Raw genomic sequence first — 11,162 nt, forward strand, 5'->3', positions numbered from 1 at the left:
TCAACAGACCAGCACCGACACCCCAGAAGGAAACCGACACAAAACTAGCCGCCTAACTCACGCTGGCCTCATCCGCCTTGACAAATTCCGCCTGGATGCGGCCAGCTTCCGGAGTGTCTCGCAAACGATCGTTTCCCGACACTCCATTGGAACCCGGATGAGCTCCATCATGCCGAGGGACCGACACAGCGCGATGGCCCCGGCAGGTTGGGGTGCTGGTAAGGAACGTGTCAGTGCGCCACAACGCCGTGACCCGGCGGTTTAGGGTAGCCATTCGGGTTCGCGTTTGAAGTCTGGTGTGCCGATCACCAGGGTGAGTGCGGTGCCGTCGGTGTTGATGACGTACAGCCCGTTCGCCGGGTGCGCGAACGGGTCGGCGGTCGGGTCAAGCGCGAACATCACCCGGGTGCCGTCGGGTGACCAGGCCGGTGTGATCGCGAAGCGGCCCTGCGTGTCGCTGAAGAACTTGGTCAGGCCGGTCCCGTCCGGGTTTACCAGCCACAGCGCGCCCATGGTGTCGGCGAAGAGGATGCGCTTTCCGTCAGGTGACCATCGGTGGTTGCCGCAGCATTGCACGTTGAAGCCGTCGGGTGTGATCTGTCGCAGGCCGGTGCCGTCGACGTTTACCACGAACAGGCTGCCGGGGTTGGGCGCGCCGGGCGTTTGCCGGAGGAAGACCAACCTGGTGCCGTCGGGGGAGAAGTCGCTAGGGAGGTCGCGTTGTTCGTCGGCGTTGGTGAGGCGGGTCAGTTGTGTGCCATCGGGTCGTGCGAGATAGATGCCGTCGCGGGTGTTGTCGGTGTCGTCCCATCCTTCGAACGCGATCCGGTCGGCGTTGGGTGACCAGGCGCCGGGTCCGAGGTTGAGGGTGGTGTCGGGTAGCGGGATCGTGGTCCGGTCGGAGCCGTCGATGTTCATGGTCGCGGTGGTGATCCGGTTTCCCGCGGCGGCGGCGAACAGCAGGCGGCGGCCGTCCCGCGTGGCCCTCGGGCAGCATGTTGCGCCGCCGTCGGCGATCTTTCGTTCGTTGGTTCCGTTGGCGTTGGCGGTGAAGATGGTTTCGTCGCCGAAGGTGCCGCCGGCGCGGGTGAACACGATTCGGCCGGGCAGGTCGGCGGCGGGGTTGGTGGTCGGGGTTGCGGGCGGGCTGGGCTGGGCGGAGCAGGCCGCCGACACCGCCAGCGTGATGGCGGCGATCAATGCCCAACGGCACCGGTTGGCATTCGACTGCATCTCAATCTGCCTTTCCTGGTTGGCCACTGCTGGCGAGCCCGATCACCTCGACGAGGGCGTGGCTCGGTACGCCGCCGGTGGTGGTGGTGGTCAGCTGTTGTTTGACGACAGATAGACCAGGACGGCTTGGACTCGGCGGTGAACCTGGGTGTCGTGGGGGTCGAGGTCGAGCTTGGCCAGCGTTGAGGTGATGTGTTTCTCGACGGCCCGTTCGGTGAGCACCAACCGGTTCATGATCGCCGCGTTGGATAGCCCGGTGGCGACGAGTGCGAGGACCTGCCGCTCTCGGGGGGTCAGTCGGGACAGCGGCGATGGTGCATGCCTGGTGCGGGCTTGCACGAGCGCTTCGACGACGAGCGGATCGAGCACGGTACCGCCCGCTGTTACGGATTCGATGGCGTGCCGGAGCTGGGCGGCATCGCCGACTCGCTCCTTGAGCAGGTACGCACGACCGGCGGCGCCAGTGGCGAACAGCCGCAGCGCCCACTCCGGTTCGAGGTGCTGTGATAGCACCACGACCCCGATTCGGGGATGCGACCGTGCCAGTGCCTCGGCGAACCGGATGCCCTCGTCCTGGTCGCCGGGCGGCATCCGCACGTCGGTGACCACGACGTCGGGGGTGAGTTCGTCCACCGCGGCGGTCAGCTCGGGCAGGCTCGCCACACCTGCCACGAGATCGACGTAGTCCTGCGTTGCCAGCAGCAACCGCAGGCCCTCGCGGATGAGGTAGCTGTCCTCGGCTACCACCACGCGGATCACCATCTTGTGACTCACCGTAGTGCACGACTGGCCCATCCGTTCCGGTACGTGCCGTGTTCCAGCCGTCAGGACGATGCTGTCGACGGCATCACGTCGGCGACGACACGGCGGCGGGCGAGCATGGCCCAGCCGATCGGTGCCAGCGCGAGCACCAGGGCGAGGTCGCAGGCGATCGCCAGCGGCGCGACGCGGGCCGGGCGGGAGGCGATGAACAGGATCCCGCCGAGTACGAGCATGGCGGCCGACCAGGTTGGCGCGGTGCGGGTGCGCCAGAGCAGGATGCCGGTGGCGACGAACGAAAGGGGGGCCAGCCAGCCCCAGGGCAGGAACGCGAAGAAGGTGATCGCCGGTACGTCGGGCAGCGCGCCGTTCATGGTGTCGGTGAGAAGGTCGTTGCCGTACGCCGCCAGGTACATGGCCTGGAGGTTGAACAGGGCGCCGGCGGTGAAGCCGACCAACGCGATCGCGCCGAAGATTGGGCCGACGCGCGGTGCTGCGGGTTCGATCATCCGGTAGATGCCGGTGAACGCGACCGCCAGCGCGAAGGTCGACCAGATGCCGATCATGCCCCCGATGACGCCGTCGTTGATGCCGTTCTCGCTAATGAAGGCGATGGTGCTGCCCAACAGCAGCACAGGTCCGGCGATAGCGGCGAGGCCGAAGACGCGGGACGCGGTTGGGCCCATGGTGCCGGACAGGTCGATGCTCATGGTTGCTCCTCTGGTGGGTGCCTGTGGTCAAGCCTCGCCGCGACCGGACGGGCCAGCCAGCGGGGCAGGCCCGCCAGTCTGTGGTGTGGCTGGCCGTAGCCTGATGGTTCGGCTCGCGCCCCTGGTACCGGCAGGCACCTACAGCGTCGATACTCAGGGGATGCAGGAGCGCAGCGCGGCGCGGCGGCGGCCGTTGACCGTCACCGCGGTGGTGGGCACCGCCATCGTGGTGGCGGTGTTCGCTTCCATGCTGCTGCGGCACCGTTCGGTTCAGGTGCAGTACGGGCTGTTCCTGTTCCAGAACGGGCCGTCGGCGGTCGTGCTGCTGTGGATGGCCTGGCTGGTGCTGCGCCGCCGGCCGCGCAACACCGCTGGGCGGGCCCTGGCGGCCATCGGCGTCATCCAGGTACTGCACGTGATGGTGGCTGTGTGGGCCGACGTGGAGCTCGTGGCGGCCGGGTTCACGGCGCCGTTGACCCGGATCGGGGACGGGCTGGCGCCCGCCGATCTGCCGCTGGCCGCGGCGATCCCGCTGTGGGTGACCGGCTGGTTGTGGGTGCCAGCCGCGGTGCTGGCCGCCACCGTCCTGCCGCTCGCCTTCCCCGACGGCACACTATCCCGCCGGACCTGGCGCCCGGTGGTGGCCGCCGCCTCGGCTGGAGGGGTCGTGCTCATGGCGGCGCTGTGTATCGACGGGTGGCCAACAGCAGACTGGACCACGGCGCAGACACCGGCCATCGTGCCGATCCTCCTCGCCGCCGGGGGGCTACCGGTCGCGGTCGCCGCAGTGGTCAGTATCGGCGGCCTGCTGCACCGCTGGCGGCAGACCGACAGCGCCCAACGGCAACCGTTCCGGCTGGCGGGCATCACCACCATCGCCTTCGCGGTGGTCGCCGTCGTCTCCTACCCCTGGCAGCAGGTGTGGATCCCGGCGATCCTGGTCAGCTTCAATGTGCTGATCGTCGCCTACGCCCTGGCCGTTGCCCGCTACCGCCTGCACGACGTTGAGCCGGTGCTCGGCCGGGCGGCGGTGGCGGTGGTCCTGTCCGTGCTGGTCGCCGCGGTCTACGCCACGGTCGTGGTCGGCGCGGCCAGCCTGGTCGGCAATCGCGTCGACAGCCGGCTGCTGCCGTTGGTCGCTGTCGCGGTGGTGGCCCTGCTGATCGAGCCCGCACGCCGCAGGACTCGGCAGCTGGTGGACCGGCTCCTGTTCCGCCGCCATGCCGACCGCAGCGAGGTTATGTCTCGCCTGGCCGCCCACGCCAGCACCGCCCCCGCCGCAGATGTCGTCGCCGAGGTGACCGAGCTGCTCGTGCGCAGCACCGGCGCGGCCCGCGCCGAGGTGCACCTCGAACCCTCCGCCTACCCGCAGCCGACCGGAAACAGGGACTCCAGCGGTGCCGTAGCCACGGAGCCGATCCTGCGGGCCACCGTGCAGCACCAGGGTGAGACCTTCGGTCAGGTTCGCCTCTACGCGACCGCCCGGGCAGACCTCGTCTCCGACGCCCCGCAACTGCTCGACGACGTCGCACACACGCTCGGCGTCGTTCTGCGCAACGATCGGCTCAACGCACAGCTACAGATCCAGCTCGATGAGCTGCAAGCATCACGCCGCCGTCTCGTCGAGGCCCACGATCAAGCCCGCCGCGGCCTGGAGCGCGACATCCACGACGGCGCCCAAACCCGCCTGATATCACTGCGAATACGCCTAGCCACCCTGCAAGCACGCGTCGGCCAGCCGGGGCTGGCCGCCGAGCTCGACAACATCGCCAACGACGTCGACGCCACCATCCGATCCCTGCGCGCCCTGGCCCGCGGACTCCACCCACCCCTGCTCGAACAGGCCGGGCTCACCGACGCGCTGCGGGCCCACGCCCGCGACCTCGCCCTGCCGGTGTCGGTCACCGCACAAGGAGTCGGCCGCTATCCGCGCACGGTGGAGGCGGCGGCCTACTTCTCATGCCTCGAGGGCATCCAGAACGCCGTCCGCCACAGCGGCGCAACGACCATCACTGTCGACCTCACCGGCGACGCCAGCGGGCTCTCGTTCGAAGTCAGCGACGACGGCACCGGCTTCGACCCCGCACGTGCACTCGCCGGCACCGGCCTGGCCAACATCGACGACCGGATGTCAGCCCTGGGCGGCAACGCCCACATCCACACCGCAATCGGCCAAGGAACCCGCCTCCACGGCACCATCCCCGCCCAAGCCCTCACCGATCAGACCTAGCCCCGGACCACGGACGACGACTACGGCCACCTGCTTCCCACCGACGTCGAGTGGGCCAGCCGGGCCCGCACCGCGCTGCCGAACGGCCACTGCGGCCTGCCCCGCCAGCAAAGCTGCGACCAATTCCAACAAGTGCCTGCCCTGCCCGGTGTTCATCACCACCAGTCAGGACCTGCCCGCCCATGAGGAGCAGCGCACACGCACCTTGACCCTGATCGCCCGGTTCGACCAGGCCGGAGCCAGCCGGTCCTGCGCGCCGCTGAGGCATCCGGAGAGCCGGTCACCTACGCCAACATCGCCGCGGCTGCAGGCGTCAGCCGCTCGTGGCTCTACACCCAGCCCGAAATCCGCGCAGCCATCGAACAGCTCCGAGACGACAACGGCCGCTCGGCCGCCGTCTCAGTGCCGACCCGGCAGCGCGCCGCTGCCGCTTCTCTGGTTCGCCGATTGGAAGCCGCGCATCGGGCAACCAAGAACTCAGCCGCGAAGGCGCCGAGTTGCGCGACCCGCTAGCCGCCGCGCACGGCGAACTCAGGGCAGCCAGGCGCCGACCAGTCGATTCGTCCGTGGTCGACCTGTCTCAGCGCCAGGCAGCAGGATCAGTTGACTGAACTCCTCTGCGATCCACGTTGTGCCCTTGTCGTGCGAGCTTCCAACGGGTGCTCACTTACCGCTGCGGTGCCTCGATTCAGGCCTCCAGTCTGCGAATGGCTCGAAAGCCGGCGTGTTGGTGATCCGAACCAGATCGGTGCCGTCGCGCCTCGCGGTGTAGATGTCCTCTTGGCCGCCGGTGGATAGCGAGAACACGATCCTCGTCCCGTCCGGCGACCATCCTGGGGCGAAGGCGAAGTAGGTGCTCCCGCCGGTGCGAAGGTGGATCGGGGTCAGCCGGGCGCTGCCGGGATGGACCAGGAACAAGCGGCCCTCACCGGTCGCGAAGATGATCGCCCGCCCGTCCGGTGACCAGTGCGCAGTCGCGATTTCGTGTCCCTGGGCGAATCCGTATGGCGTGAGCTGACGCAGATGGCTCCCGTCCGAGTGCGCGGTGAAGAGCGCGGTCTCTTCACCCTTGAATCGCACCAGGACGAACCTTTTGCCGTCCGGTGAGAAGTCGCCGAACGTGTCGGCGGCGCCGTACGGATTGGTCGTTAGCCGCACGGGATCGCCACCATCGGATGCGCGGATGGTGAAGAGACCCGGCGGGTCAACGCCGAGGCCGCAGATCAGCCGCCGACCGTCGGGTGACCAGCCGCTGCAGTACATGTCGAACGGCGCACCAGGTGGGTCCAGCAGCTTGAAGTCCGAACCGTCTGGTTTGACGGTCGCTGGCCGGAACGGCAATAGCTCGCCAGCGGTGTCGAACCGCAGGAGGTTGCTGATCAGCAGCGACCGGCCATCGGGCGACCAACTCGGTGAAGCAAAATCCTCAGCGAGGTACGGGATTGGGACCTGCCGGACCTTTGATCCGTCTGAGCTGCCGACGAAGATGTTAGCCCCGCCGGTCCCCGTCTGCTGGCTGAAGGCGATCTGACCGTCGGGTGCACGTTTCGCGTCGGCCGGCACGGCGACGGCTGACAAAACCAATGTCAATGCCAGTGCCATCACCGACACAATCGTTCGCTTCACAACTGAGCCCCCTCATCGCTTCTGAACCCTCCCCTTGGCCTACGGCACCATGCTTCCCAGCCCTTCGTCAACGGCGAGGCAGCGGCGAAAAAGCGGCTTGGATCGATCGCCAAGCGCCTTGCGCGCCATCGGCGCCCGGCACCCGGTGGATGATGCGAACAGTGCGCAGCAGCCAGCCGCCGGGACCAGCAGACGAATGGGTTCCCCCGAAGTTCAGCGAAGAAAGCCGACCCACCTCAGCTCAATCGCGACCCGCCCGGCTGCCGCGATCACCAGGCAGCCGCTCGGCGGCCCGGGCGAGCTCGAGCTGGACTGCCCCGGCGAGCCCGGGCGGCAAGTTGCCCATGGCCACAGTGTCACACCCCCGTCCGAGCCAGATCAGAATTGGCATCAACCTCGCCGTCGTGGACATGTCCACGACGCTCATGGCCACGCAATACAGCACCACCCAGCAGCCGGCTCAAGATAGACGGCGAACTCGTCATCCCTGGTCGACGGGCGGCTGAGCCTCGACGCGCTGCAGCGCCGGCTTGGTCACCGCGCCCGCAAAAGGCGCGGCAGCTGGTCGCGGCCGTCGCTGGTGACCATCTACTGATGAAAGCCTTCTTTCATCGACGGGGGAACAGCCCTCTGGCTGCTTAGGGCTTTGCAGACGAGTACGGACATCCGTGCAGACGAGTTCGAACATCGACAACAATCGGTGTTGATTTCCGAAGTCGTCTGCACGGGATCCGCGCTGTCGGTAGAGCGTTGTGCAGGCGAGTGCGAGTCGTAACGGTGTACCGGAGTCGTCTGCACTAGCGTCCTGAACGGCAGGTTTCTCGGGGGTTGGAGACTCGGCTTGGGCCAGGACGAGGTATCTGAACGTGGTGTGTTGGCGGCGTCGGACGAGCTGTGGGAAGTCGCCGTACGGCAGGCTGCCGTGATCAGCCGCCTGGCGGCGCTGGACACGGTGGGCGTAGCCCCGCCCGCAGTACGACGTACTCGACCTGTTTGCCGACGAAGGCAGCAGAACCAAGGTCGTCGCCGTCGCTGATCGGGTCGCCCGCAAGTGGGCGGCCAACAAGGATCGGATCTACCGCATCCCCCGGCACCGACCTGCCGCATCCGCGCCCCGGCGCGCTGCAGATGGTGTTCTGCGACCTCGGCACGCCACGCGAGGACTGGAACGTGTACGACGAGCTGAAGAACCTGCTCGTCGCACGCGGGGTGCCGGCCGAGCAGATCGCGTTCATCCACTCCGCGAAGAACGACCGCGACAAGGCGGCGCTGTTCGAGGCCGCCAAGACCGGCCAGGTACAGGTGCTGCTCGGATCGACCACCAAGATGGGCGTCGGCACCAACGCCCAAGACCGGGTCGTCGCGCTACACCACGTCGACTGCCCCTGGCGGCCGGCCGACATCGTGCAACGCGACGGCCGCGGCCGCCGCCAAGGCAACCAGAACGCCGAGATCGAGATCCTGCGCTACGTCACCGAAGGCACCTTCGACACCTACTCCTGGCAGACCGTCGAACGCAAAGCGCGGTTCATCGGCCAGTTCATGAGCGCACGCGCCCTCGCCAGCCGGATGACCGAAGTCCTGAGCGCGCCCCGATGGGACGCCGCCGACCACCCGGTCGGCCGGCTCGGTGGCTACGAGCTCACCGCCAAGCGCCAGTACCGCGATGACCAGCCGTACGTCCTGGTCGACGTCGTCGGCGTACCGGTCGACGGCTCGCGGTCTCCGTCGGCGGCACCCAGAACCCCGCTCCCGGACTGGTCGTCCGCTTCGAGAACGCCCTCCGCAGCCTCGACCGCAAGCTCGCGGCCAGACACGAGTGGATCGACGAGCTCACCACCGAGATCGGCCGCGCCCAAGGCGAACTCCGGAAACCGTTCCAGCACCAAGAGGCCCTCCACGCGGCGTACGCCGCCCGCAAGGCGATCAACGACAAGCTGGCCGCGGCTGCAGCTCCCCCGCCGGCCGCTGCGCCGACCATCACGGACCCGGACGTCGCAGCGTCTCTCGGAGTCCTAGCGACTACTCACGCCGCTCCTCCTCAGAGTCAGCGAGAGAACTCCTCGAGCGCCGCGCAGCCATATAGCCCGTCGATCGTCGAGCGCGACTCCGCACCTGGTTGACCCTTCTTCCAGGGCACGCTGCGTTGCAGCAGGGGACTCAGTACGCCGCGGGCCGTGACTACGTCGTGAGCAGAAGCGTGACCACCGCGATGAGCACCGCGAGTACCAAGCTGGCGGTCCCCCTTGCGGTATGTCAGCCTGGGTGTTCATCGCCGGTGGGGGGCCACGCGGCGGAGGGGGAGGAATCATGCGACAGACGTGGATTGCACCTGTCCTGGTCGTCATCGGCCTGGTTGGGTGCGCGGCCGAGAAACCGGTGGACCAGGCTGCGGGCGAGCCGACTGCCAGCGCGACCGCACCAGCAGTAACCGAGCAGCCGAGCTCGGAACCGACCGAGTCGACGCCTTCGACCATCGACCCGAAGCGGGGGCTCGCACCGGGCGGTGACCAGCAGAAGGTCTACGGCACAGAGTCCATCACGGTGACGAATCCCGATGGATACAAGGCGAAGGTCGACGTCATCGTGTACGAGCCACACCAGGTCGACATCAGCTACGGACGTGCGGCCGCAGGGTGCGACCGCGAACCACCCTCGGCACTTCGCAGCAGCAAGGCGGTCGTGTATGCCGCTCGGGTCGAGGGGCAGGCCAAGGATCTGAAGCCCAACGGATTCGCCTGGGACTTCGACGTCGCCTACCTGGGCATCTACAACAGCCTGGTCGGGAAGGTGGGCGACGACATCGGCCGCGGTTGGCTCTGGCCAGCCGGGTGCGACATGCCCGCCAGCGGCAAGCTCGGCGAGTCCCACTGGTACATCCCGTTCTCGGCCGACGCCCCGGTGGGCAAGTTCGCCTGGGACGTCGTCGTGTGGAAGGTTCCGACGCCGAACGCGCCCAAGGTCGACCGGGCAGAGATGCGGCATGCCGCACTCGTACTCGCGGGGATCGAATTCCGGGGCGGCTGGGAATGCACGGCTAAGATGAGCAAGGGTATGAGCGAAGCGTTCCCTGGGTGCAAGTACGGACCCGACCTGGGCGACAGGTTCTAGAGTCTCAACTCGTCCCGAAAGCCGGGATGGCTCCCCCAGCGCGCGGCGAACGCCTGCACAGCGATCCGCAGACCGTAGGCCCTCGACGACCGAACCGCATGCTCCCGGTCGCCGCGCATGCTCACGACCTCATCGCAGCACGCAGCCACGACGATCCGAAACGCCTTCATGTCCTTGCGGGTGGAGAATCGCTAGCTGGTGTTGGAAAGGTGACGGTAGATAGTGGGCCGGGTGACGCCGAACTCTGCCGCGATCTGGGCGACGGTGTAACGCCGTTTCCCGTCATCCCCGGTCTCTTCGTACATCTGCCGCGCCAGTTTGACTTGGCGGGCACCGAGCTTGGGTTTCTGGCCTCCGGTGCGGCCACGAGCGCGCGCTGCCGCGAGCCCGTCGATCGTGCGCTCCGACATCAGCGCGTGCTCGAACTCGGCGATCGAGCCGAGGATCTGGAAGAACATGCGTCCGACCGCGGTGGAGGTGTCGATGCCCTGGTCGAGCACCACCAGGTCCACGCCGCGCGCCTGCAGGTCCTTGGACAGCTCGATCAGGTGTTCCAGGGACCGGCCGAGCCGGTCGAGTTTGGTGATCACCAGCTGGTCGCCGGTGCGGTTGGCCGACAAAAGGGCCCGGTCGAGCTCGGGGCGGCGGGCGAGTTTCCCGGAGGCCTTGTCGATAAAGACGTCGTCGCAGCCGGCCGCGCGGAGCGCGTCGTGTTGGGCTTCGGGGTGCTGGTCGCGGGTGGAGACCCGTCCGTAGCCGATTCGCATGGCAGGACTGTATCGCGAACCCCCGAGCGCGTTACGTTGCCGCGTACACGGCATTCGTTACAACGTCCCTCGCCCGGACTCCGCCAGAACTCCGAGCGTCTCGCGAACGATCGTTTCCGAGGCGCTCAGGCAACCTTCCGTGAAAGAACTTCTAGTAGTACTTTCTAGCCTAGAAGTTCTAGAACTTACGGAGGCAACATGAGGTTCATTGTCGGAGGACGCTCGTTCGACCTAACTCGCGAGCAGGTGGAGGAGTCGATGCGAGGCGTCGACCCGGACCCCATCCGTAAGCACGTCGTGGAGATGCTCAACTCGGTATTCCCGCCCAAGCAGGTTTTCGAGAAGGCGACCGGGTTCGATCGAGCGTCGTTCACGACGAACGAAGCACAGCGCGTTCTGGTGCGGCTTGGTTTCCTCTGCCGTACCGCTGACGAGACGGCAGAGGGCAGGAGCGCATGGATAGAGACGGTCAGTGCCGCACCAGCTGGTGAGGTGGCAGTGGAGGAGCGCCTGGCCCGACTGGAAGCCGAGTTGCTGACCGCACAGGCTGCAATTGCCGGCTTCCACGCGCGGCTGGCCGCACTCGAGGGCTAAAGATGCGCCGCTGGGACACCTCCGATGAGGTCCATTGCCGGCTCTTCAAACTTGACCGGGCAGCGATTCTGGTCTGGCTGTGCTCCGGCGTGATTGCCGGGTGCAGAAGTACCGTACTCGGCGGCGTTGGTT

General features: G+C 67.5%; 9 protein-coding genes. 4 read left to right on the top strand and 5 right to left on the bottom strand.

Annotated elements, in window-relative coordinates; translation table 11 throughout:
- Positions 1-261 precede the first annotated feature (261 nt).
- The 3 genes from EV643_RS43260 to EV643_RS43270 form a co-directional block, all read right to left on the bottom strand.
- Positions 262-1,233, bottom strand: a complete 972-nt coding sequence (locus EV643_RS43260) for a TolB family protein (protein ID WP_133806057.1) — start codon at positions 1,231-1,233, stop codon at positions 262-264.
- A gap of 90 nt (positions 1,234-1,323) precedes the next feature.
- Positions 1,324-2,007 carry a response regulator transcription factor gene (locus tag EV643_RS43265; protein WP_238166215.1) on the bottom strand — a complete coding sequence of 228 codons (684 nt, stop codon included), beginning with the start codon at positions 2,005-2,007 and terminating at the stop codon, positions 1,324-1,326.
- 50 nt (positions 2,008-2,057) lie between these two features.
- A complete protein-coding gene (locus tag EV643_RS43270) occupies positions 2,058-2,702 on the bottom strand; it encodes a hypothetical protein (protein ID WP_133806058.1) in 645 nt (214 codons plus the stop codon).
- Positions 2,703-2,862: 160 nt separating this feature from the next.
- Here EV643_RS43270 and EV643_RS43275 point away from each other — a divergent pair, with 160 nt between their 5' ends.
- Entirely contained in the window at positions 2,863-4,932 is a 2,070-nt protein-coding gene (locus EV643_RS43275; protein ID WP_133806059.1) for a sensor histidine kinase, read from the top strand.
- A 663-nt stretch (positions 4,933-5,595) separates the two neighbouring features.
- On the opposite strand, the gene EV643_RS43280 is transcribed toward EV643_RS43275, so the two are convergent.
- A complete protein-coding gene (locus EV643_RS43280; protein WP_133806060.1) occupies positions 5,596-6,534 on the bottom strand; it encodes a TolB family protein in 939 nt (312 codons plus the stop codon).
- A 1,017-nt stretch (positions 6,535-7,551) separates the two neighbouring features.
- On the opposite strand from EV643_RS43280, the gene EV643_RS45275 reads away from it, so the two are divergent.
- Positions 7,552-8,577, top strand: coding sequence for a helicase-related protein (locus tag EV643_RS45275; protein WP_238166216.1), 1,026 nt, complete (start codon positions 7,552-7,554; stop codon positions 8,575-8,577).
- Between the two features lie 291 nt (positions 8,578-8,868).
- Positions 8,869-9,669 carry a hypothetical protein gene (locus EV643_RS43290; protein ID WP_133806061.1) on the top strand — a complete coding sequence of 267 codons (801 nt, stop codon included), beginning with the start codon at positions 8,869-8,871 and terminating at the stop codon, positions 9,667-9,669.
- 191 nt (positions 9,670-9,860) lie between these two features.
- Here EV643_RS43290 and EV643_RS43295 read toward each other — a convergent pair whose 3' ends face one another.
- Positions 9,861-10,436, bottom strand: coding sequence for a recombinase family protein (locus EV643_RS43295; RefSeq protein ID WP_133806062.1), 576 nt, complete (start codon positions 10,434-10,436; stop codon positions 9,861-9,863).
- 198 nt (positions 10,437-10,634) lie between these two features.
- On the opposite strand from EV643_RS43295, the gene EV643_RS43300 reads away from it, so the two are divergent.
- Positions 10,635-11,030: an SCO5918 family protein gene (locus EV643_RS43300; protein ID WP_133806063.1), complete on the top strand. Its 396-nt coding sequence runs from the start codon at positions 10,635-10,637 to the stop codon at positions 11,028-11,030.
- Positions 11,031-11,162: the final 132 nt, after the last annotated feature.

It is taken from the genome of Kribbella caucasensis (assembly GCF_004361855.1).
Taxonomy (GTDB): domain Bacteria; phylum Actinomycetota; class Actinomycetes; order Propionibacteriales; family Kribbellaceae; genus Kribbella; species Kribbella caucasensis.

Excerpts from the sequence above, each read along its gene's own strand:
- EV643_RS43260 (WP_133806057.1), bottom strand. The coding sequence starts at position 1,233 with ATGCAGTCGAATGCCAACCGGTGCCGTTGGGCATTGATCGCCGCCATC.
- EV643_RS43300 (WP_133806063.1), top strand. The coding sequence starts at position 10,635 with ATGAGGTTCATTGTCGGAGGACGCTCGTTCGACCTAACTCGCGAGCAG.
- EV643_RS43290 (WP_133806061.1), top strand. The coding sequence starts at position 8,869 with ATGCGACAGACGTGGATTGCACCTGTCCTGGTCGTCATCGGCCTGGTT.
- EV643_RS43275 (WP_133806059.1), top strand. The coding sequence starts at position 2,863 with ATGCAGGAGCGCAGCGCGGCGCGGCGGCGGCCGTTGACCGTCACCGCG.
- EV643_RS43295 (WP_133806062.1), bottom strand. The coding sequence starts at position 10,436 with ATGCGAATCGGCTACGGACGGGTCTCCACCCGCGACCAGCACCCCGAA.
- EV643_RS43270 (WP_133806058.1), bottom strand. The coding sequence starts at position 2,702 with ATGAGCATCGACCTGTCCGGCACCATGGGCCCAACCGCGTCCCGCGTC.
- EV643_RS43280 (WP_133806060.1), bottom strand. The coding sequence starts at position 6,534 with ATGGCACTGGCATTGACATTGGTTTTGTCAGCCGTCGCCGTGCCGGCC.